The organism is Clostridium tertium (assembly GCF_017873245.1).
In the GTDB taxonomy this organism is placed as follows: domain Bacteria; phylum Bacillota; class Clostridia; order Clostridiales; family Clostridiaceae; genus Clostridium; species Clostridium tertium.
In genome coordinates this window covers 135,752-160,076 of record NZ_JAGGJY010000006.1, presented here as the reverse complement: position 1 = coordinate 160,076, position 24,325 = coordinate 135,752, and the positions used below count along the sequence as shown (strand labels likewise).

22 protein-coding genes are annotated in these 24,325 nt (G+C 26.2%); 6 read left to right on the top strand and 16 right to left on the bottom strand.

The features are described from left to right. Window positions 1-78: 78 nt before the first annotated feature. Both J2Z25_RS08900 and J2Z25_RS08895 read right to left on the bottom strand, forming a co-directional pair. On the bottom strand, window positions 79-1,197 hold the full coding sequence (locus tag J2Z25_RS08900) for a Ger(x)C family spore germination protein (RefSeq protein WP_209739912.1): 1,119 nt from the start codon (window positions 1,195-1,197) through the stop codon (window positions 79-81). Continuing rightward, the gene (locus J2Z25_RS08895; RefSeq protein WP_209739909.1) at window positions 1,194-2,609 is read right to left on the bottom strand and encodes a spore germination protein; all 1,416 of its coding nucleotides are present in this window, start codon (window positions 2,607-2,609) and stop codon (window positions 1,194-1,196) included. Before J2Z25_RS08895 ends, J2Z25_RS08900 begins: the two co-directional genes overlap by 4 nt. Window positions 2,610-2,943: 334 nt before the next feature. Here J2Z25_RS08895 and J2Z25_RS08890 point away from each other — a divergent pair, with 334 nt between their 5' ends. The 4 genes from J2Z25_RS08890 (at window position 2,944) to trpS (ending at window position 6,055) form a co-directional block, all read left to right on the top strand. Beyond that, window positions 2,944-4,038, top strand: a complete 1,095-nt coding sequence (locus J2Z25_RS08890) for an endospore germination permease (RefSeq protein WP_008680464.1) — start codon at window positions 2,944-2,946, stop codon at window positions 4,036-4,038. Between the two features lie 169 nt (window positions 4,039-4,207). Then, window positions 4,208-4,363 (top strand): zinc-ribbon domain-containing protein, encoded by a 156-nt coding sequence (locus J2Z25_RS08885; RefSeq protein WP_008680466.1) that lies wholly within the window; start codon window positions 4,208-4,210, stop codon window positions 4,361-4,363. A 139-nt stretch (window positions 4,364-4,502) separates the two neighbouring features. After that, window positions 4,503-4,649, top strand: a complete 147-nt coding sequence (locus J2Z25_RS08880) for a hypothetical protein (protein WP_161956047.1) — start codon at window positions 4,503-4,505, stop codon at window positions 4,647-4,649. 395 nt (window positions 4,650-5,044) lie between these two features. Further along, the gene (trpS, locus tag J2Z25_RS08875) at window positions 5,045-6,055 is read left to right on the top strand and encodes a tryptophan--tRNA ligase (protein ID WP_008680469.1); all 1,011 of its coding nucleotides are present in this window, start codon (window positions 5,045-5,047) and stop codon (window positions 6,053-6,055) included. 114 nt (window positions 6,056-6,169) lie between these two features. On the opposite strand, the gene J2Z25_RS08870 is transcribed toward trpS, so the two are convergent. The 6 genes from J2Z25_RS08870 to J2Z25_RS08845 all read right to left on the bottom strand — a co-directional run bounded on the left by J2Z25_RS08870 (window position 6,170) and on the right by J2Z25_RS08845 (window position 12,495). Next, window positions 6,170-7,021, bottom strand: coding sequence for a hypothetical protein (locus J2Z25_RS08870; RefSeq protein WP_195624023.1), 852 nt, complete (start codon window positions 7,019-7,021; stop codon window positions 6,170-6,172). 118 nt (window positions 7,022-7,139) lie between these two features. Beyond that, complete coding sequence (galU, locus tag J2Z25_RS08865; protein ID WP_008680476.1) at window positions 7,140-8,009, bottom strand: UTP--glucose-1-phosphate uridylyltransferase GalU; 870 nt, start codon at window positions 8,007-8,009, stop codon at window positions 7,140-7,142. Between the two features lie 179 nt (window positions 8,010-8,188). Next, on the bottom strand, window positions 8,189-9,079 hold the full coding sequence (locus J2Z25_RS08860; RefSeq protein WP_209739906.1) for a UDP-3-O-(3-hydroxymyristoyl)glucosamine N-acyltransferase: 891 nt from the start codon (window positions 9,077-9,079) through the stop codon (window positions 8,189-8,191). Between the two features lie 37 nt (window positions 9,080-9,116). Then, complete coding sequence (locus J2Z25_RS08855) at window positions 9,117-10,226, bottom strand: glycosyltransferase (RefSeq protein WP_209739903.1); 1,110 nt, start codon at window positions 10,224-10,226, stop codon at window positions 9,117-9,119. Window positions 10,227-10,256: 30 nt separating this feature from the next. Next, window positions 10,257-11,279, bottom strand: coding sequence for a glycosyltransferase family 2 protein (locus J2Z25_RS08850; RefSeq protein ID WP_008680482.1), 1,023 nt, complete (start codon window positions 11,277-11,279; stop codon window positions 10,257-10,259). 61 nt (window positions 11,280-11,340) lie between these two features. Next, the gene (locus J2Z25_RS08845; RefSeq protein ID WP_209739900.1) at window positions 11,341-12,495 is read right to left on the bottom strand and encodes a glycosyltransferase; all 1,155 of its coding nucleotides are present in this window, start codon (window positions 12,493-12,495) and stop codon (window positions 11,341-11,343) included. 418 nt (window positions 12,496-12,913) lie between these two features. Between J2Z25_RS08845 and brnQ the strand changes: the two genes are divergently transcribed. Next, complete coding sequence (gene brnQ, locus J2Z25_RS08840; protein ID WP_008680485.1) at window positions 12,914-14,185, top strand: branched-chain amino acid transport system II carrier protein; 1,272 nt, start codon at window positions 12,914-12,916, stop codon at window positions 14,183-14,185. A gap of 124 nt (window positions 14,186-14,309) precedes the next feature. Here brnQ and J2Z25_RS08835 read toward each other — a convergent pair whose 3' ends face one another. From J2Z25_RS08835 to J2Z25_RS08820, 4 genes are read right to left on the bottom strand one after another with little or no spacing between them, the layout of a single operon-like run. Then, entirely contained in the window at window positions 14,310-15,335 is a 1,026-nt protein-coding gene (locus J2Z25_RS08835; RefSeq protein WP_209739897.1) for a hypothetical protein, read from the bottom strand. Beyond that, window positions 15,316-16,212 (bottom strand): ABC transporter ATP-binding protein, encoded by an 897-nt coding sequence (locus tag J2Z25_RS08830; RefSeq protein WP_008680488.1) that lies wholly within the window; start codon window positions 16,210-16,212, stop codon window positions 15,316-15,318. The genes J2Z25_RS08835 and J2Z25_RS08830 overlap by 20 nt, the downstream gene beginning before the upstream one ends. Window position 16,213: 1 nt before the next feature. After that, window positions 16,214-16,597 carry a GntR family transcriptional regulator gene (locus J2Z25_RS08825; RefSeq protein WP_008680489.1) on the bottom strand — a complete coding sequence of 128 codons (384 nt, stop codon included), beginning with the start codon at window positions 16,595-16,597 and terminating at the stop codon, window positions 16,214-16,216. Between the two features lie 21 nt (window positions 16,598-16,618). Then, complete coding sequence (locus J2Z25_RS08820) at window positions 16,619-17,200, bottom strand: hypothetical protein (RefSeq protein WP_008680490.1); 582 nt, start codon at window positions 17,198-17,200, stop codon at window positions 16,619-16,621. Window positions 17,201-17,585: 385 nt separating this feature from the next. On the opposite strand from J2Z25_RS08820, the gene J2Z25_RS08815 reads away from it, so the two are divergent. Then, window positions 17,586-18,998 (top strand): O-antigen ligase family protein, encoded by a 1,413-nt coding sequence (locus J2Z25_RS08815; protein ID WP_209739895.1) that lies wholly within the window; start codon window positions 17,586-17,588, stop codon window positions 18,996-18,998. A gap of 120 nt (window positions 18,999-19,118) precedes the next feature. Here J2Z25_RS08815 and J2Z25_RS08810 read toward each other — a convergent pair whose 3' ends face one another. The 4 genes from J2Z25_RS08810 to J2Z25_RS08795 all read right to left on the bottom strand — a co-directional run bounded on the left by J2Z25_RS08810 (window position 19,119) and on the right by J2Z25_RS08795 (window position 24,244). Continuing rightward, window positions 19,119-20,201 (bottom strand): Gfo/Idh/MocA family protein, encoded by a 1,083-nt coding sequence (locus tag J2Z25_RS08810; RefSeq protein WP_209739891.1) that lies wholly within the window; start codon window positions 20,199-20,201, stop codon window positions 19,119-19,121. A gap of 14 nt (window positions 20,202-20,215) precedes the next feature. Then, window positions 20,216-20,821 (bottom strand): sugar transferase, encoded by a 606-nt coding sequence (locus J2Z25_RS08805; RefSeq protein ID WP_209739888.1) that lies wholly within the window; start codon window positions 20,819-20,821, stop codon window positions 20,216-20,218. Window positions 20,822-20,839: 18 nt separating this feature from the next. Next, window positions 20,840-22,708 carry a polysaccharide biosynthesis protein gene (locus tag J2Z25_RS08800; protein WP_209739886.1) on the bottom strand — a complete coding sequence of 623 codons (1,869 nt, stop codon included), beginning with the start codon at window positions 22,706-22,708 and terminating at the stop codon, window positions 20,840-20,842. Window positions 22,709-22,819: 111 nt separating this feature from the next. Then, complete coding sequence (locus tag J2Z25_RS08795; RefSeq protein WP_209739883.1) at window positions 22,820-24,244, bottom strand: lipopolysaccharide biosynthesis protein; 1,425 nt, start codon at window positions 24,242-24,244, stop codon at window positions 22,820-22,822. Window positions 24,245-24,325 lie beyond the last annotated feature (81 nt).

The following is a 24,325-nucleotide window of genomic DNA, read 5'->3' as shown; positions in this document are numbered from 1 at the left end:
TATAACTTAATATTACTTTATTTCCATTTTAATATCAATAACTTTTTGCCCTCTAAATCATTTTCATTGCAGTATTTATTATAGACTATCTTTTACTAATCCAGTTCCTTCAACTATTAAATTAACATTAACTTCCAAATTAGTATTTGCAATCGGATTATACACTGCTGCTTTAGGATAATATATATCTAAAAGTCTTTCAACCTCAAAAACATCTATTTGTTTTTCTTTATACTTATTAAATATATCTTTAAGATAGCTTTCTATTTCTTCTTCTTTAACATCTTTTATATATTTCAAAAGTTCATTATCAACTATAAGCCTACCTTGAATTTCTGCGACTGAAACCTTCATTTCTAAATTTTTAACTAAAGTAATATTTTCTCCATCATACTTAAGTTTACTTTCTGTACTATTATCTAAAATATCTAATGTAATAAATCCTTGCTGTGATTGTGGATTAGACATTTCAAGTGTTCCTCTTCTAATATTATTCATAAATAAATTATAGCTCATAGCATCTTTAGAATCTATTTTCTCAACTAATTTATTATCCTTGATTATTGCCCCACCACCAATTTCTATCTTTTTATCTAATGCATCTTCTCTTATTTCAATTGCACCAACAATATATGTATCACTAGCTGTTATGGAATTACTTAAATAGTCATTTATATTTGCTCTCATTGCTCTTGGATTTCTCTTATTCTTATGAACTAATTCTTCTAAATATAATCCTAAATATTCTTCATCACTAGAAGTAATTTTAAGCAATTCATCAACTTCTCCAAAATAAATGAACATATACGGCTTAATTTGAAATTCTTGATTATTATTGATTAAATCAACATATCTTTTTATTCCATTTCTTGTAGCCTTTTCAGTAAATATATATGCTCTATTTTGTGAATAATTTAATTCATAACTTGAAGCTAAATTTACATCTCTTAAAGCTTCCAATGCTGTCTTGCCTATTCCTTTATATATTATTCTTTTTCCTTTATCTGAACTTTCATTAGTACTTCTATAAGGTTTAACACAATCAACATAAACTATCGCTCTTCCAAAATCATCTGTGTCAAAAATTATACTAGTTGCAAAACTAACTTTATTTATATCTCTATAATTAAAGCAACCAACTAACAATAAAGGAATAAAAAATACTGCTAAAATCTTACTTAGTCTTTTTAATTTCATTTTTCATCCCCCTTTTTTATAAAATCCTTTGAGATCTTACCTAAACTACCTCTAAGTACCACATCTTTAAATCTATATTCGTTAATACTTCCAACTGGAAATAAAAATTGATATCCAATTGAATCTAATTCAGCTAACTGTATTAGTAGTAATAAAGCTCCGCATAAAAACCCCGGTATACCAAATGCAGCAGAAAATACAACTAGAACTATTGCCCAAAATGAAACCGCTCCATAAAGCTTTGGAATTAGGAAGTATGATAACGTACTTAAAGCTACAACTATTATTGTTATTCTTGATGCTATCCCTGCTCCAACTGCTGCATCTCCTAAAATTAAAGCTGAAACTATACTCATTGCTCCACCTATTGGTTGTGGAAGTCTAAGTCCTGCTTCTTTTATAAATTGAAATGCTAGCATCATTAATATTACCTCAAGAAAAGTAGGAAACGGAACTCCTGCCCTTGATACTGCAAGTCTAAACATAAATAATGATGGTATCATCGAAAAATGATATGTTATTATTGCTACATATAATCCTGGTACTAATGTTGCTATAAAAAATGCAAACCATCTTAATATGCGATTAAAATTTGTATAGTACTTATTTAAGTAATAATCATCTGGCATTTGAAAATTTTCTAAAAAGAAATATGGTACAGTAATAACAAATGGTGTTCCATCAACTATTACACCAATTCTTCCTTCTAATAATTTCGCACTAACTTCATCAGGTTTTTCAGTATAACCTACTGTATCAAAAAAACTTTTTTGATTTTTTAAAGCATCTTCAATATAATTAGTGTCCAAAATAAATCTCAAATCTAAACTACTTACTTTTTCTTTGACATTTTCCACCAAATCTTTTGGAGCTACACCCTCTAAATAACATACAGCAACTGCAGTTTGAGATTTTTCTCCAACAACTACAGCTTCAAATTTTAAATCTGGATTTTTAATTCTTCTTCTAATTAATGCAACATTATTAACTATTAATTCATTAAATCCTTCCCTTGGTCCCTTTAATACTGATTCTGTTTCTGGAGTCCCAACCCCTCTTACTGGAAATCCCTTAGTTTCTACGAATATGATTTCTTCATAATCTTCAAAAATCACAGCTGGATCTCCAGATAATATGTGCATTATTGCATCATCTACATCCTTTGCAATATCTGTTGCTCCTATATCTAAAACATTTTCTATTATTTCTTTTATAGAAGTAACACTTCCTACCTCTGGTTTTATCTTTCCAAAACCTCTTAAAGGTAAAAGTACATATTCACTTATCATATTTACATTACATAAATCATCGATAAATACTACTGTCGCTTTACCAATAACCGTTTGAACCGGTCTATACTTAACATCAAAAGAGTTTTTTAATTTCTCTTTTACATATTCTAAATTATTCATATACATCACCTGATTGTATTATTTGTTGAAAAACTGTTTAATATTCATTTTTTTGCTAATACTATGAAAGAATGAAAGAATTAAAGAATGAAAAAATCAAGGTTAAACTCCTATGGAGTTTTTCTATTAAATTAGTAGCTTAAATTTATTGAAATAAAGATTGTTTCAGAAAGTCTTTCATTAATTCATTAATATATTTTTTACATTGTATTAATAAAAAAATGAAAGAATTATTAATTATATTTCTTAAATTTAGCAAAGCTAAATTATTTCAATAACTTTTCACTCTTTCATTCTTTCACTTTTCCCATTAACTTTAGAAGGGTGGTTAATAATGAATAAAATTTCTAGTAAACATTTTATATTATTTATAATTGGGGTGGCATTTATATCTGTTAAAACATATCCATCTATATTCATAGATATAGGGGGAAGAGATACTTGGCTTGCTTCTCTTATTGCATCAATTATATTTGTTATCTTTTTAATTTATATAATTAATATTTGTGTTTCCACTAAGACTTTTGATATAAATGATATTTTTGCTCGTTCTATGCCAAAAGCCATAAGCGTTATTTTAATGCTTATATTTACACTTACTTTATTTATAAATGCTATTGAGTCAGCTGCTGTTGAGGCTAATGTATTACATTCTACATTATTTCTTGAAACTCCAGTTTGGTATGCATTAATATTTTTTATACTTCCATCACTTTTTATTTTTAATAAAAGGTTGCGTACTATATTAATATTTGTTTTAGTAAGTGTTTTTGTAATTATAATAAATGGAATAGTATTTTTTGCATTAACTCAAAGTTATAAGGATATAAATAATTTATTACCTGTACTTGGAAACGGTATATCTTCAGGCTTTACTGTTTCTCTTTTCCTCATTTTAGGTGGATTTTCCTCATTTATGATTGCAATACCATTTTTAAAGTATATAAATGAATTTGAACATATAAGAAAACATACTCTTTATGCTGGAGTTATAACTTCTGCATTTGTTGTTATTTCAATAATTGGAGTAATTACAGCTTTTGGTCCACTAAGATCTGCAAATATTTTTTATCCAGAATTTATATTAGGGCAAAGAATTGAAGTAGCAGGATTTTTAGAGTTTGGGGAATTATTTTTCATAATCCAAACAGTTTTAGGCTTCTTTATAAAGTATGTATTAGCTACTTATAGTATCTTATTAATCCTAGGAAAATATATTAAAGATAAACGTCTTTTTATAGGGATATATACTTTTATAGTATTTGTTTTATCAAGCTTTTTAGGAATGAATAACTATGTACTTTATGATGTATTAAAGTATTTACAAATAATTAATTTATTTAGTTTTATTTTAATACCTCTTATAGTATTTTCTACTTACTACTTTAAATTTAAGTCTAAAGAAAAATTATTAAAAGATTCTAAATAATCCAAATTTTCTTTATATAAGTATTGAATTTATTTATTTTTATGGTATAATTATTTTGAAAATTTAAATGATTAGGTTAATCTCGATAAATTCTCTCCTTAAAGTTCAATATACTTAAGCGAAGAAATATATCAAGTTTATCCCTATGAATTTTAAGGAGGATTTCAAAATGGAAGATAAGAAACTAACTTGTAAAGATTGTGGAAAGGAATTTATTTTCACTGTTGGAGAACAAGAATTCTACAAGGAAAAAGGATTTGATAATGATCCTGTAAGATGCCCTGAATGTAGAAAAGCTAGAAAAGCTCAAAATAACAGAAGATAATCTCTGTTTTAAAGACTAACCTATTAATTGGTTAGTCTTTGTTTTTTATAAGATTTATTTATATGATAAGTATTTTTTTATTAATTTTGCATAAACTAATAATCTATACAATGATTTACTTAATAGGAGGGCATGTGTAATGAAATCATTAAAAATAATTTTTACAATATTAACTTTACTAGTTTTAGTATCTTTAATATTTAAATTTTCATTTTGGGCTATAGATGTAATATTAATTTCAGCAATTTTACTATTAATAGTAGATATTTTTTATGTTAAGGCTTAAAAGTGATTATATATTAACTTTACATTATATCTTTAATTAAAATATTTGTATCATTTACTTTTTTAATTTCTCCCTCTCTATACATCTATTCTTAACATAAGTCAAAATCTTCTTTTTTTTGTAATTATTGCTGATTTCAAATGTAAAATCTTAAAACCCCTGGGCTACTTCAATTCTATCATATGTGTTTATTAATCCAAACTATCTCAGAATTCTTTATCATATCTTTTAAAACATTTTCTTAATATTTAAAATAACTACCATATACTATTCATAAAAATTTATTAAGTCTAATATTAGCTCATTCTTTGTTGACACGACAATTTTCCAAATCTATAATTAATGATATAGTTAAACGTTATATATAACATGCACAAATGAAAGGAGTGCTTTAATTGGAAAATAATACAGAACAAAAGAAGGTTATTTTTAGTGGAATTCAACCTTCAGGACAATTAACTTTAGGAAATTATTTAGGGGCAATAAAAAATTGGGTTGCTCTTCAAGATGAATTTGATTGTTATTTTTGCGTAGTTGATCTACATGCAATAACTGTTAAACAAGAACCTAAGGATTTAAGACAAAGAACTCTTGAAGTCCTTGCAATATATATAGCTGCAGGTATAGTTCCTGAAAAGAATACTTTATTTATTCAGTCACATGTTCCTGCTCATAGTGAATGTGCATGGCTTTTAACATGTAACACTTATATGGGTGAACTTAGCAGAATGACTCAATATAAGGATAAGTCACAAAGATATGGTGATTCAATAGGGGCAGGGTTATTTACTTATCCAGTTTTAATGGCTGCTGATATTCTTTTATATAACACAGATTTAGTACCTGTTGGTCAAGATCAAAAACAACATTTAGAAATAGCTAGAGATATAGCTAACAGATTCAATAATACTTATAGCCCAACATTTAAGATTCCAGACCCTTATATTCCAAAGGTTGGCGCTAAAGTTATGAGTCTGCAAGAACCAACTAAAAAGATGTCTAAATCAGATGATAATCCAAATGCTTACATCTTAATAATGGATCCACCTGAAGTAATAAGAAAAAAAATATCTAGAGCTGTTACTGATAGCCTTGGAGTTATAAATTATTCTGATGAACAACCAGGTGTTAAAAACTTACTTGATCTTCTAATAGCAATCAATGGTTCAACAGCAGAAGAACTTGTAGAATACTATAAGGATAAAGGCTATGCTGATTTAAAGAAAGATGTAGCTGATGCTATAGTTAACGAATTAGAACCAATTCAAAATAAGGTTAAAGATATCCTTAAAGATAAAAAAGCATTAGAAGATATCTACAAACTAGGTGCTGAAAAAGCAAACTATGTTTCAATGAAGACACTTAGAAAAATGCAAAAGAAGATTGGATTTATTCCTAGAGGATAATGAAAAAAAGTTGGATGATTTTTATTTCATCCAACTTTTCTATATAACTTATAATAGAATTTTTATTTGACTATATTAAATAACTAAGAATACTTGCGCAAAACAAACATTTTATTAAGTTATATAAATAAATAGATATATTACAAATCCACTTATACAGCTAAAAATATTAGCTACTACACTAAAGGCTATTTTCCTTTTTATAGTATGTTCCTTTAAATATTTTGAAAATAAAAGGCTCTCTATAATTAATATTATTCCCTCCATAGTAATAAATGTTGGTATAAAAGATGTAAAATTGTATTTATAAACTACTAAATTCAAAACTACATATAATAATACTTGAGTTAATACATTGACTAATATAAAAGATTTAATATTCTTTTTAATACTGAATCTAAATAATAATAATATGATTCCTTCTATTAGTAATGTCACTATACAAGTTCTTATTATGTCTTTAAATGATGACATCTTACTTTTATAAGTTATATTATTATTTTTATAGTCATACGTAATAGTAGTTTTCAACGCTTTTATGGCTATTTCGTCAGAAACTGTAATTTTATTATTACTATCTAATATAGCTATTTTTAATTTATTAGGTAAAGTATATCCAAATTCATGTATAACCCTATCTCCTTCTCTCCTCCCAATAAGTCTTCCAGTAATAGGTGCTCGTGTCTTAGTTAATAATGCAGGTCTCCAATTTCCATCTCTAAAATCTTTAAATATTTTTATTTTTTCTTGATCATATTCTTCTTCATGTAACCATGTATATCCATAATTAATCTCATAATCAACAAGTAAATCTAAATAATATTCATCAGTTGGTGGATTTTCAACTATGATTGTTAATTCCGGCTTAGGACCATTATCTGCACTTACGACATTAAATGAAATAAATAAACTCAAAAATGTAATAACTATTATTAAAATATACTTTTTTAATTTTATGTTAAACATAATACCTCTCCATTATACCCATTTTATCTCTTGTATATATTTTACTATTAAGGCATTAAGTGGTCAATAGCAAAAAAGTTACTGATACAAATCAGTAACTTTTGACTTAAAATCTTGATTAGTTTTTCCAATCTCTATTTGTTAAGTATTGTATAAATGGCTCTCTAAGCTCTTCTCTTTTTAATGCATACTCAACAGTAGCCTGTAAGAAACCAAGCTTATCTCCTACATCATATCTTCTTCCTTCAAAATTATATGCATACATAGCTTCATTTTGAATTAAAGTTTGCAGAGCATCTGTAAGTTGAATTTCTCCCCCCTTACCAGGCTCTGTACTTTGTAATATTTCAAATATTTGAGGAGTTATTATATATCTTCCTAAAATAGCAACATTACTTGGTGCTTCATCTATAGCTGGTTTTTCAACTAATTTTTTAACTTTATAAACTCTATCTTCAATATGAATTCCATCTACTATACCATATTTATTTACATCTTCATGTGCTACAGTTTGAACACCTAAAATAGATGTTTTATATTCCTTATAACAATCCATTAATTGCTTTAAACATGGAACTTCTGAATCAACTACATCGTCACCTAATAATACTGCAAAAGGTTCATTACCCACAAACGCTCTTGCACATAATATTGCATGACCTAACCCCTTAGGTTCCTTTTGTCTTATATAATGAATATCTGCTATATCTGATATTCCTCTAACAAGTTCTAAAAGTTCTTCCTTATGACTTTTCTCTAGTTCCATTTCTAGTTCTATTGATTTATCAAAGTGGTCTTCAATACATTTTTTATTTCTTCCAGTTATAATTAAAATTTCTTCAATTCCTGAAGCTACAGCTTCTTCAATAATGTATTGTATAGTTGGTTTGTCAACTATTGGAAGCATTTCCTTAGGTTGTGCCTTAGTAGCTGGCAAAAATCTAGTTCCTAGACCAGCTGCTGGTATAATGGCTTTTCTTACTTTCATATTTATCCCTCTCATTCACATATCTTTACACAATATAATCATATTAATTTTAGCATATTAATAAAAACAGTTCAATTTATGGCTTATATAAATTGAACTATTTCACAATTTTAACTTATATTGCTATTAATATTAGAAATTTATTTATAATTTAACTTTTAACTATATTATATAATATCCTATCTAATACTTTTTATGAAATCTATATATTTATTATGATCAATTGCAAAGTTTCCAGAAACCTTACTGTTTTCTTTTAAACTTCTTGTAACAACAGCTCCTAAACTAATACTTGAATTATTTCCAATTATAAGTCCATTAGAAACAGTTGCACCTATACCAAACCAACAATCATCTCCTATTATAGTTCTTCCTCCTATTGTTGTCTTAGATGTAATAAAACATCTCTTACCGACTTTTACAGCATGAGCTATATGAACAAGATTGTCTATTCTACTATACTCTCCTATTATAGTATTATCCCAAGGATAGATCGCTTTATCTATGCAAGCAGAATATTGAATTTCAGCATTTTCTTCAATTATTACTCCACCAATATGATCAACTCCAATAGTTTTATTATCATATCTCTTGAATTCATAACCCTCTCCACCAATTACAGTATTAGCTCTAATTATGCAGTTATCCTTAATTGTAGTGTGTTCACGAATAATTACGTACTCTTCAATCACTACATTATTACCAATTTTAACATTTTTATTACTAATTATTGCAGTCGGAGAAATACTACAGTTTTCACCTATTTCAGTTTCAAAGTCTTCTCTTTTATAACATTTATTTCTAATCAACTTATTATGTAGATTAAAAAAATCTATTCTTGGAACTTCTGAAATTATAACTCCAATATTTTCTGGAATTTTACTTGCCATTTCCTTTGTAGTAATAACACATGAAATACTTTTGCTTAATTGACTTAAAAATTTTTCGCTTTCAATAAATGATAGTAATTTTTCATCTGCTTGAGAAATATTTAAGCCTAAAGATGAAAAATCTCCCTCTCTAAAAAGTTCAAAATTATTATTTAAAGCTAAAATTTCACTTAATAACATATAATATCCTCCCATAACTCTTTATTTGGTCAATCCTTTATTTTAATAGTTTTTCATATAATTCCAACAGCTTCTTTTCTTCTCTATCCCATGAAAAATTGTTAATAAAACTCTCTTTATTATCTTTACCAATACTTTCTATCCTACTTCTATCTGTTAAAAAATACTCAATTCCTTCTTTAATACTATTGATATCTAAAGGATCTACATACTTTCCTACATTTCCAAAGAACTTCTTCCAAAATTCAAAGTCAGATAACACTAATGGTTTTTCACAGGCCATATATTCAAGCACCTTTATTGGAATACTTTCTTTATAATTTTCAGTAGGATATAATGTGCACATTCCTAAGTCAGATGCTTTTATATATGAATACACGTCTTTTACAGGCAATGCTCCAAAATACTTACAATATTTATATCCTTCCAAACTCATACATTCTTCTTTTAACTCTTCACTTTCAAAAGTTCCTAATATCCAAAGTTCAACCTTTCCTAAGAAAAGTTCTGTTACCTGTATAAGTTCTTTAATTCCTCTAATTTTTGTAATAGACCCTACATAAATTATAACAAATTTATCATTATCTTCTCTTTTTATTGGTTTCGCATTTTCTATTACATCTCTAATAGCAAAATTCTTTACTGAAATGCTATTTGTATTATTAAACTTAGCTGCTAATTCATCACTCGCTGCTATAACTGCATCAAATTTTTCACTTCTACTTTTTTCATAAAAATTATATGCTCTAGAAATTGTTTTTCTTACCCACATAGGTCCTAAATAGCTTTTAGCTAAAATTTGCTTTGGAACATCTTCATGAACATCATAAATTACTTTCTTTCCTTTTTTCTTTAATGCCATCCCTAATTTTATTAGTTCTGGATCATGAAAATGATATAAATCTGCATCTAATTCCATAGCTTTATCTAATGCTACTTTACTCTTTTTGAAAAATCTATGTAATCTACCATTATTACTATGATCTAAAGCTTTTATCTTAGTACCATATAACGTTTTATCATGATCTGAATTTATTATTAAAGAAACATCATAACCTGCTTTACTTAAACTCTGACACTCCTTTAAAAGTATTCTACTATCATTTTCTTTATGTGCAGTAGAAATATGACAAATTTTATTTTTCATTACTTATCTCCTCAAAAATAAATTTAATGTTTATCTTGAAATCTTTTTATTTTTTTCCTCTATTGTTTTGCTTTTAAAAATATAAAAATTAAATACACCTAGTATAAATCCAATCCCATAAGATAAATGTAATATTGGAAAAGTAACAAGTAAATATGGGAAGTGCTTAAAGCCTTTCTTCTTGGACATTTTAAAACTAAATAAACAGTCTAAAATTAAATATAAAAGAATAGTAGCAAAATAACCTATTCTAATTAACTTAGAAAAAATACTAGCAATTCCACCAAACAGTAAAAATAACACGAACATAAGTGGTATTAAATGTCTAATTGAAGCTGGCTTTTTATGCTTTTGTATTACTCTAACCTTCCAAAATCCATATTGATAATATTGTCTCCATAACTTTTTAAAATCACCTCTACTATAATAAGTTGATTTTATCTTTGGAGTCAATAAAATCTTTTTACCAGTCTTTTGAACTCTAAAGTTTAATTCATCATCTTGATTTCTTACTAATTCTTCATCAAAAGCTCCAATACCAAGGACAAACTCTCTATCGTAAGCTCCAAATCCTACAGTATCAACATAACTTTCCTTATCTGCATATCTAAACAATGCATTTCCTACTCCAAAAGGACAACTCATTGCTTCTGCAATAGCTTCACCTTTTATGCTATCATTAATAGTGCTTATAACTCCTCCAGCACAACCAACCTCTTTATTTTCTAGTGCCAAAACATTTTCTTTAACAAAATCTTTATCTGCATATGCATGTGCTCCAAATATTATTACAATATCAGATTTACTTTGCTTTATTCCAAGATTCATACCTGAAGGAGCTGAAAGCTTTTTATTATCTAAAATCCTAACAGAAGGATTTTCTTTTATTATTTCACTAATTATAGCTCTTGTATTATCTGTTGACATTCCATCAGCTATTAGTATTTCAATTAATTCCTTAGGATAACTTTGATTTAATAAAGAATCTACACATTTCTTTATATAATTTTCCTCATTTCTACATGGGATAACAATTGATACCGTCTTTTTCACAATTACAACTCCTATCAAACTTATTAGCTCTATAAACTATATTAATATTTCATCTCTAAGATTATTTATAAATTAAATTATAAACCTCTTCTAACTCTTTAACTATTACTTTTCTACTAAATCTATTTTTAATATACTCTGAAATTTCATTGCTATTAAATTTCGAATTATTATTTATAATCTTTTCCATAGCATCATAAAGTTCATTTAATTTATCTACATTAATCATATATCCAAGATTTTCATTAAAGAAATCCTCTGGACCTCCACACTTTGTTGCTATAATAGGTACCCCGCATGCTAATGCTTCTATATATACAACTCCAAAAGTTTCATACATGCTTGGCAATACGAAACAATCAGAATTCCCCATAATAGCTGGCAAATCTTCTCTTAAAACTTCTCCCAATAAATGAACATCATCCTTTAAATTGTATTTATCAATCATTTGTTGTATATTTATTTTTTCCGGACCATCTCCACCTATATATAATTCTATATTCTTATACTTCTCTTTAATCTTATTAAAAGCTTCAATAACAAGATCTATTCTTTTATTTTTCTTTAAATATGCTACTGTTACAAATCTAAACTTTTCTCTTTTATGCTCTTTATCAACTTTAAATCCATCTGTATTAACAATATTCGGTATAACTACTATATCATTATTGGTATAATTTTTCATTGAGGATTTAAGCTTTTCACCTACGCTTATTAATTTATTTGCACTATTATAAGCTACAGTTAAAACTTGTTTATTATAATCATTTAAAGAATTATTTAATATTGTAGATGAATGTTCTGTTATAACATATGGAATAGAATATTTATCTTTTATAACTTTTGCTGCTAAACCTCCATATAAACCACAATGAACATGTATTATATCTGGTTTACCATATATTTTCACATACTTTTCATATAAACTTAGTGTTTGCTTTACCCATAAGTTTACACCAAGGAAATTTCTCATCATTAATATATTCCATCCATGTAATCTTACTGTATTTACACCCTCTTCATCATTAAATGTAATTTGAAAATGATTTCTTTTCAAATTTTTATAATTAATATTAGTAATTCTTCTAGTTTCACTATAAATTACTCCTACTTTGTGTCCTCCATCTTTTAAGGCAAGAGCTTGTTCTTTAAAAAATATACTTCTTAAAGGCTCTTCTTTAGTAGGATATCCAGAAGGTAATATTAAAATATGCATAAAATTCTCCTTAAAATTAATAAATATAATTTATTAATAATTATAACATATAGATAAGCTAAAACAATAAAGGAAAGCTACAATTTTCTTAATAAATAGATAACTATAAAATACCATGTACTTTTAATTGAATATTTTGTCGTATTATGTTAATATAAAACATAACTATTTAACGTTTATTCAAAAAAATAGTTATTTCCTTATTAATTTATTAACTTTTATTATATTTTATGGAATTATTAATTAAATAAGGAATTAATGTTTTAATATTTATAAGAATTTGTTTAACAATTAAGTAATATTCTTTAAATTTGATATTAGCATTAAATAAATTTATTTATAATTTATAACATGATAACTTTAATTAAAATTATTAATTAAAACATATCTATTGAAATTAAATGGAGGAAGTTAAATAATGAAAAAAAGTACAAAAGATTCGATTGTTGTTGGTTTTGCTCTATTTTCGATGTTTTTTGGAGCAGGTAACTTAATATTTCCAGCTTTCCTGGGAAATAAAATAGGAAGTGAGTTTATTCTTGGAATCATCGGCTTTATATGTACAGGAGTAGGTCTACCACTTTTAGCAATATTAGCATGTTCTAAAGGAGATGGAACTTTTAAAACTCTTTCAAGCAAAATAGGAGTTAAATTTTCAGTAATTTTTACAGCTATACTTTTTATAGCAATCGGTCCTATGCTTGCTATTCCTAGAACAGCAGCTACAACATTTGAACTTACAATAAACCCATTTTTTCCTAGTATATCTCCATTCATAGCTATGGCAGTATACTTTATTATTAATTTATTTTTTGTTTTAAGCAGTACCTCAATAATAGATGCAATTGGTAAATATTTAACTCCAGCATTAATGATACTTCTTGTATTCCTTATTGTAAAAGGATTTATAAGTCCTATAGGCTCTATAGTAGAAACTAATTCAATAAATGTATTTTCATCCTCATTATTAGAAGGATATCAAACTATGGATGCTATAGCTGCACTTTTATTTGCTGGGATTATAACTACTTCTTTAAGAGATAAAGGATATAACTCAAAAGAAATGCCAAGTATGATTTTAAAATCGAGTACTGTTGCTGTAATAGGCCTTGCTTTTATTTATGGTGGCTTAACATACATAGGTGCCCAAACAGTTAACTTAGCACCAACTGATATTGGAAAAACAGGACTTTTAATATTAATATCAAAAAGCATTTTAGGTAATATTGGACCTGTAATAATTGGACTTGCTATGGGGCTTGCTTGCTTAACAACTTCTATTGGTTTATTAACTGCAGGAGCTAATTTCTTTGAAAAAATATCAAATGGAAAATTACCATTTAAAGTTAATGCAATAGTTTTATCTATTGTTAGTTTAGGACTTGCTACTTTAGGTGTTGATAATATAGTAGTTTTATCTGTACCAATTCTTAATGTTTTGTATCCAGTTTCAATTACATTAATTGCAACTACTCTTTTATCTAAAGTATTAAAAAATTTAAATGCTATAAGACTTGGCGTTTATACTTCATTAGTTTTTGGAATTTTATTTGCAATACCAGGAATAAATTTAAGTTTTATTCCTCTAGCAAGTATTGGGTTTGGTTGGGTTATTCCAACAATAATTTCAATTGCAATAGGTTATACTATCTTTACTACTAAAGATAGTAAAGTTCCTCAAGTAGATTAATGAATAAATGGAAAAACTTATAATTTTAGAACATATAATATTCTTTAAGATATTTAATAATAGTAATTTAATTATAAAAAATAGCTGTATTTTTAATAATAATACAGCTATTTCTATATTTAATTTAAAAATAATACTTATCTTTTTTTAAATTTTGAAATTTCTTTAATGCTAAATTACTAAAGAACGTAATTATAATCACAATTACCAATCTTATAAAAATCAAATATGAATCACTCAGTGTATAATTGAAATAAAATTCATCAATTAAACTACTTAATATAGGTGCTAATATAATTCCAGGGAAAGTTATTAACATAAACTTAGCAATTCTTCTAGGAAACTCAAAAATTATGCCTTCATTCATATATTCTACTAACATTTTATTAGTTAGCTTTTTAGCTATAACGATTAATACTATTCCTGTTATTATAAAAAACACCGATATACATGCAATTTGTAAATTACTTATTTCGTTTCCAATAGAATATCCCCCTAAATATTCCATTATTCCATTATATAAATATCTAAGCCCTCTATCACCATTGTATAAATAAATATAACGACTTACTTCGAAGTTTATTAATAAAGAAATCATATATATTATAATAAATATTAATGATCCAAATAAATAATACATATTAGAAAAAATAGAATCTAGCAAAGCTAATCCACCTATAGTAATTGTAGATATACTAATTATTCTAATTACATCAATAATTACAATTTCCTTAAAATTCCCTATATAAATTATTATTTCAATATTTTGAACAGTTTCTTGTCCAACTATAACTAAATAACACAATAGATAAAAAATAGCAGACATGACTACTATTATAAATTCTCTAGTTCTTATATCCATTCTTGAAAAAGGACCAGCTAATAGGGTAGACCACTTTTTTCTTTTAAAAATACCTACTGATATTATATATACTATTATTAAATATAATAGTAATATTACAATACTATCAAAAGAAAGAATAAATGAATCCTGATAATAACCATATAATCTTTGCTTTATTTGCCAATCAAAATAATTACTTAAACTAATCTTACTAAATAAAATTACTCCTATATAAGCTATAGACAATGGAAGTATTATTTTTGCATCTCCTTGATAAAACAAACTTTTATTCAAATATTTCTTCATAATCACACTCCCCTTCTAGCCTATGTATAAATACCTCTTCAAGACTTAAATCTATTTCCTCTATAAACAAGGGGTTAAACTTATTCAACTTTTCTTTTAAAGCATCATCATAGCTTTCTGTTATAATAGTAAATACTCTTCCAACTTGAGAAATACTAAATATACCGTCTATATTTAAATCCTCTTCATATACTGGCATATCAAATGCAACTTGTATCTTTCTTATATTGCGTTTTATATTTTCTAAAGAATTATGATATTCTATTTTCCCATCATTAAGTATAAGTATTTCATCACATATTCTTTCAAGTTCTCCTAAATTATGTGAACTTATTATAACTGACTTTTCTTTACTGTATACTTCATTCATTATTATCTTTAGAACTTTTTCTTTTAGTATTGGATCTAATCCTGATGTGGGTTCATCTAATACTAATAGATCACAATTTAATGAAAAAGCAATCATTAAATTTACTCTCATTTTCATTCCTTTAGATAATTGTAAAAATCTTTTATTTAGAGGAATCTTAAAAATTTTATTAATCTTATAAAACTTATCTTCATCAAAATTTGAATATATGCTTTTATAGTAATTTAATATTTCTTTTAATGTTATTAAATAAAAGCTACTATGCTCGTCTGGAACAAATGCTATTTTTCTCTTTACTTCTGGATTGTCATAGACATCTTCTCCATCGAAAATTAACCTCCCAGATGTACCTTTATAAATACCCACTATTCCTCTAATTAGAGAAGTTTTTCCTACTCCACTTGGTCCAACAATACCTAATATCTTTCCCCTATCTAAGGAAAAACTTATATTATCTAATATCTTACTATCTCCATAATTTAAGGAATAGTTCTTTAATTCTATCATTTCATATTCCTCCTCTTATTTCCTTAAAACCTTCATCTAATAATAAAATTAAATCATTTTCCTCAAGTCCTAAATAATTTGCTTCTAATATTAATCTTTTAAAATCTAAAATTAATTTACTTAGCTTTTCTTCTGACACCGGTTTTCTATAGTCACTAGTTATAAAGGTTCCCTTTCCCTTTATGCTTTCTACAATATTTTGTTTTTCAAGTTCCATATAAGCCTTACTTACTGTATTAGGATTTATAGTTAAAATAGTAGATAATTCCCTTACAGAAGGTAATTTATCACCAGATTTTATTACATTTTTCAATATAAGTTCCTTAATTCCAATTGTAATTTGTTCATAAATAGGTGTACTACTTTTTGAATCAATTATTATCATAAGCTCACCTCTTCTAAAAGATTATTTATATATTATATTGTAATAATCAACAACATATCCTTCCCCTTCATCAACTACTACTAAATATATTTCCACTGGAGTTTCTTCAGTATCATTAACTTTATCTACAGTTCCATCTTTTTTTACAGAATTTTTATCAACACTAAGATTGTATGAAGCTAAAACATCTAACTTATATACTCTAACTTCACTATGATTTTTATAATTCGTCATCCCTTTAAAAGAATCTTCATAATTTACTTTTAAATTTATTAAATCATTTAAACTTACTTCTTCTAACTCATAACTATGAACTACAGGTACTTGATCATTTATATACCTATTACCATTACCTTCTCCCAAATATAATCTATATCTCTTAGATATACTTTCAAAAAATTCATTTGGAGTTACATGATAATAAGTATTTTTTGATTTTACTTCTTCATAACTATTAATATAACCAATAAAATTTACTATTGCTTCCTCTGGAGTATTATATCTTTCTTGCTTTTCATATACCTTAGTTCTATTACCTAATGATACAACTATAAAAAAAATAATAATAAGCCCACTAAAGGCTAAAAGCGTAGATTTTTTCATATAAAATCCCCCTGTTTTTATCAATAAATAATATATGTAGTTACTTTATTTATATATGAAGTAACTACTAGTTTTACTAAAATAAAAAATACTGAGTGTATTACTTTACATAGTACACTTAGTATTATATGGAATATGATGTATTTAAACAATTAATATTTTCTTAATATGTAAAGATTAATCTTAAAATTTTCTTAATAATACTTTTTTATGTTTAAATACGGCCGCTTCTATTGCTCTTGAACCTTCTCATTAATTGACATAAGAAAATCTGATACGTATAATTAAAATATTGAATATATTTAAATAAAGAGATAAAAATAAAACTATTAAGAGATAAAAATAAAACTATTAATAGATATCATTTAAAAGGAGATTAATCTATATGAATGCAATCAAACGACAAATACTAAATAAAAACAATATAATTTATTCACTTATTACCTTAATGATGTTATCTACAATATCTATAATCGCTCCAATTACAACTGAGTTTAATGTATTAATTTTATTATGGGGAGCATTATATTTTGTATATGATTTTTTCAAGGAAAAAACTTATTATAAATCTAGGTATTCAAAAATACTAATAGTTTATATGATAATATTTTTTATAGGTATATTAATTAATTACAAAAATAATTTAATTGGCAATATAAAAACATTTGCCTACACTGGATTCTTTCTATTTGTTGTATATTCTTACAAAAATGATTTTGAAGAAAGATATACTCAAAAAGAATTATATAACATAAATAGCATAATAATAATAATTAGCTCAATTGTATCTTTTGCATCATTACTGACTTTTATATTTTTTATTCAATTTACATATAATAATGTTCCTCAAGGGTTTGTTTATCCTAACTCACCTGCTTTATGGGGATTTTATGGAAATCCAAACTCTGGAGGTATGGTTGCAGTTATTTCAATTATAGCCACAACATTTAATATATATTTATATAAAAGCTTAAAAGATAAAAATTCTAGCTTAGCAAGAAAAATATATTATTACTTAAATATAGTAGTTCAATTTTTATATCTGATATTATGTAACTCTAGAGGTGCTGTAATTTCACTATTAGCCTTTATAATTTTCGCATCATTTTATTTATTATTTATTTTCTTTAAAGAAGATAAAAAAATGGCTAATATTAAATCAATAATAATTTCTTTATTATTAACATGTATTATTTCTTTTGTTTATACTACTTCTATTCCTTCATTAAAAAAAGGATTAGCTCATATTCCTAAAACAATAGATAAATTAATTAATTCAGAAAAAAGTAATGTAGGGGTAATCGAAACAGAAAGTAATGACGAGGTTATAGAATTAGATCGTAATATCGAAAGTGGACATGTTTCAACAGGAAGAGTAGAAATATGGACTTATGGATTAAATACATTAAAACTCAATCCTCTATTTGGTCATGGTCCAGATAACATAGGATTAGCTAAGCAAAAAATATATCCTAATGATAAAAGCAGATATATGGTAACAAACAACATGCATAATGGATATTTGCAAATACTTTTATCAAATGGAATACTTGGATTCATAGCTTTTTCTTTATTCATTATTCTTATAGTAAAAGATACACTATTTTCACTATTTAGCACTAAAATTATATCAGATAAAAGTTCATATATTCCATTGTTCTTTATAACAGGATTAGTACTCTCAATTGCTGTTAATGGATTATTTGAAAATGTAATTTTACTTACTCAAAGTTATATAACAACTGTTTTATGGATTTATCTAAGCTATCTTTCTAGAAGATTAGATAAGGCAAAATAAATAAATGTGTAGTACAAAAGAGTAGTATTAAAAACATACTACTCTTTTAGTATAAATATTTAAAAAAAGTTTAATGCTATAAAAAACTTCATCTCTTAAAATATGAAGCTTTTTTTCTTTTTATTTCATATCTGAACTTGAAAAATTGCTAAACGGGAAATTTACTGGCATTCCTGTTTTTCTTGATTTATACGCAGCTAAAATAATTGATAAAGGTACTATAGCATCTTCACCACTTATATATGGCTTTCTATCTTCATTTATAGAATCTACAACATCTCTAAATAATGGAGTGTGCCCTTTTCCATATACGCTATCTATTTGAACTTGTAAATCTTTTTTAACAGCTTCTTCGTCTTCTCCATCAAATCTCCAAGTCTTAAGTTCATTAACAGCAAGTCCGCCTATTACAACTGTTCCTTCTGTACCAAATACACTTAACGTTTCTTCTAAATTCTTTGGATAAACTACTGCGCTACCTTCTACAATTCCAATAGCTCCATTCTTAAATCTAATAACTATAGCACCAAAGTCTTCACCTTCTATAGGATTTCTAAAAGTATCACATTCTGCATATACTCTTTCAACCTCTGATCCAATCATCCATTGTAATAAATCTATATTATGTATACATTGATTCATTAAAGTACCGCCATCTAAATCCCAAGTCCCTCTCCATGGAGCTTGCTTATAATAATTGTCATCTCTTCTCCAAAGTATTCTAGCTGTACCATTCATTATTCTTCCTAACTTTTCTCCTTCTACAGCCTCTCTAAGCTTTTGTATTGGCTTATTAAATCTATTTTGATGAGCTACTGAAAGCTTAACGTTATTTTTCTTTGCAACTTCAATCATTTCATTTGCATCATCTATTGACATTGCCATTGGTTTTTCAACTATTACATGTTTTCCCTTATTCATGCAGTAAATAGCAATTTCAGCATGATATCCACTTTCTGTTGCAATTGTAACAACATCAATATCTTCATTTTCAAGCATTACTTTATAATCTTCATAAACTCCAATATTTAAAGTTGAATCATTCATCTTAGCTAAGTATTCTTCTTTTTTAGCTTCTGCAAGATTAAGCTGTACATCACATGTTGCTACTAACTCAGCTACATCTTTATTTTCAACTAGACCTTCTACATGCTTATATGAAATTCTTCCACAACCTATAATTGCAAATTTTAGCTTTTTCATTTATTTAACCACCTTTATAAACATTTTATTATTGTCTTAAAAATTAAAGAAATATCAAAAATCAAATTACTTTTTTCAATATATTCTAAATTTAACTTAAGCTTATCTTTCATGATTACATTTATATAATATTCTTCTGGATTATCTACCTTCCCCAAAATATCATTTTCATCTTTATATCTTAAAGATGCTAAATCCGTTATACCTGGTCTAACTTCCAAAACTCTTCTTTCTAATTCTGTATATAACTCTACATATTTAGGAACCTCTGGTCTTGGTCCAACTAAGCTCATATCACCCTTTAAAACATTAAATAATTGAGGAAGTTCATCTATTTTATATTTTCTTAAAAAAGCTCCTACTTTAGTAATTCTATTATCTTTTCCTACTGTAATTTGCTTTCCAAGTTTTTCTGCATCACTTACCATTGTCCTAAACTTATAAATATAAAATGGAATTCCATTTTTTCCTATTCTCTTTTGTAGAAAAAGAATATCTCCCTTAGAATCTATTTTTATAGCTATTGCTACTATTAACAGTATTGGTGATAGGATTATTATACCTAACAAAGAAGCTAAAAAATCAAATATTCTTTTTATAATCTCATTAATCTTTTTCATTTCTTCTCCCTTTACGTTTTAATCAACTATTTCATTATCAGTTATTGCTACTTCATTCACTTCACTGGGTTCTTTATAAGTTGGCACTATTTGCTTTAACTTTTCTTTTACTTTTTCTTCATCGTTTTCTTCTAATATATATTTTAAATCAAATAACTTCTTTCTTAAATTATCAATGCTATCAAAGGTTGGTCTTCCTATATATATCTTTCTATGATTTGTATTTAAAAGTCCTTCTTCACTCATTAATAATTCTTCATATAACTTTTCTCCCGGTCTTAATCCAGTAACCTTTATTTTTATATCTCTATGTGGCTCTAATCCAGATAACTTTATTAAATCAATTGCTAAATCATAAATCTTAACTGGTTTTCCCATATCTAAAATAAAGATTTCTCCCCCTTTAGCAAAACCACCAGCTTGAAGTACAAGTTGTGCAGCTTCAGGTATAAGCATGAAATATCTTGTTATATTCTTATGAGTTACAGTAACTGGTCCACCATTTTTTATTTGATTTTTAAATAAAGGAATTACAGATCCATTACTACCTAATACATTACCAAATCTAACTGCAACAAATTCAGTATTGCTGATTGTGTTATATGATTGTATTATCATCTCACATAATCTTTTTGTCGCTCCCATTATATTAGTAGGATTTACGGCTTTATCAGTAGAAATAAGAACAAACTTTTCAATTTCCTTTTCATTAGATATATTAACTAAATTTAATGTCCCAAAAACATTATTCTTAATTGCCTCTTTAGGACTATCTTCCATTAGCGGAACATGTTTATGGGCTGCTGCATGGAATACAACATTTATATTATATCTATCAAATATTTCTCTTAATCTATCCTTATCTCTTACAGAGCCAATCAATACTTTTATATTTAAATTAGAATAATCGTGTTTTAATTCATTTTGAATATCATAAACAGTATTTTCGTATATATCAAAAAGAATTAAAAGTTTTGGTCCAAACTGAGCTATTTGTCTGCATAATTCAGATCCTATTGACCCTCCTGCACCAGTAACTAAGACTACCTTATTATTTAAATAATCAGAAATTCCCTTGTTATCTAAAACAACAGGCTCTCTTCCAAGTAAATCTTCAAGTTCTACATCTTTTATCTTACTAACTGTGGCTTCTCCAGATATTATTTCATAAATACCTGGTATTATTTTTATTTTACAATTAGCTTTTTTACAAATATCTAAAATTTCTCTTTTATTTTCATTATCAATAGATGGGATAGCAATAATTATTGTATCTATTTCTCTCTCTTCTGCTAACCTTATTATATCTTTTCTTTTTCCTTCTACCTTTACACCACTTATTCTTTTACCCTGCTTAAAGTCTGCATCATCAATTAAAAGAATTGGATTTAGTTTAAGATTTCTTCTTGCAAGCATTTCATTAATAATCATAGTTCCAGCTGATCCAGCCCCAATAATCATTACCCTTTGTTGATCCTTTGAATACTTATACGGAACATATAATAATGTTCTTCTATAAACTCTATATAATACCCTATATCCAAGAACAAAAATACATGTAAGCATAGTGCCAATAACACAAACATTTAATGGTATAGTAGCACCTATACTTCTAGTATATAATATAACTAAAGCTCCTGCTAAAATTCCTCCACCAGCACCCAATAAAAATTCATCAGTTCCTGTTAGGTGCCAAAGAGAACTGTACATTTGAAATAAGATAAAGCATACTAAATATATTATTGTAACAATAACCACATCTTTTTGATATATAGTAGATATTTCAGTAAATCTTTCATAAAAAGTAATATTTATTGATAATAAATATGCCATATTTACCATAAAAATATCTATTATTACTAATATAAAAGTTCTTAGCTTATTCATATTCTTCTTCTCCCAACATTTATTTAATTAATTTTCAAACTTCTATTAACTTCTACAATTATACTACTAATGGAGATATATTGTCCATATTACCGGAATTGCGTTAACTTATTATTTATTTTTCCCTTTAAGCATTGACTTTATTATAGTAAAAAAATCTTTAATAACATTTTTATACATAAACAATACAACAAATGTACTTAATATAGTAACTACTAATATTATTGTATTAAATTTATAAACACTTGATATAGTAGCTAAAACATAAACAGAAATAACACTTATAAAAAACTTAGCATATTTAACTTCCACCTTGTATAACTTATTCCCAAAATACGATCTAGTTACAAAGAAAACAACATAAGCTAATCCTGTTGAAATAGCTGCACCCTTTGCTCCCAAATAAGGAACTAAAATTAAATTTCCTATTATATTTGTAACTGCAGATGATACTGCTATGTAAATATGATATTTAGTTTTCTTTTTAAAATTAATTCCTAAAACAGTTGTTTCAGATATAGTGTACATAATTGGCATTAATACTAAGAACGGAAATATAAATTGAGCTCCTTCATAGTTTTTACCTAGTATTATTATTAATAAATCCTTTGTAGCTATTAAACCTATTGCTATAATAAGCATAAAGAATGATACAATTTCATTAATATTACTAAAAAACTTTCTATCTTCAGGATTGGTATGATATTTATCATAAGCAACTGGTACCCAAAAAGTAGTAAAAGCTCCTTGTACAGTATTTAATATAGAAATTATGTACATTGCTCCACCATATAATCCAAGTTGAGTATAATCACTAAAAAGCTGTATTGATATCCTATCTATTGATTGAAACACCCAAGTTATAGCCATTGAAAAAATAAATGGCGTACCATATTTAATTAACTCTTTAGAAGATGTTTTTAACTCCTCGCCTTTTCCAAAACTAAACCAATCTTTTCTTTCTATCAGGATTGCCATTATTACCATAACTAAATTACCTAAAACAGTTGCAAGAACTAATGTCATGTAATTATTTCTAAACACATAAAATAGCAATACAACAAAAATAACAAACGCTACCTTATTAATAACACCAAGCATTGAATATGTCTTAGCCTTTTGCTTCATTCTGACATTAATCATCGCAAAATTACTTATTATACTAACAAAGCTATGAAACGCAAATAAGAATACTAAAAAAAACGAAGTTTCTTCAACCATATAATTTGAAACTTGTTTGTAGAATATTAAAAGTATTACTCCTAAACAAAAGTTTAATAATATTGGAACTTTTATAGCCCTTCTTAATAAGGCTCCTCTTTCATTTTCTTCATTAAAATATCTTACATACGCTTGATCTAGACCCATAGTTAAAATAAGAACCATCAAGCTAGTATATGTTATGAATATATCGGCTCTTCCCTTTTCATAGGGTTCTAGCATTCTTGAAACAATCGGAGTTGAAACAAGTCCTAAAATCATAACTAAGCCATTTCCTATTGCAAATTCTATAAATTTTTTAAATAATCCATTCATTCATTCACCTATCAATTTATATTTTTTCATTTTTATATAATTATAGCATATAATGTCTAATTAACAATAAATAAACCTTAT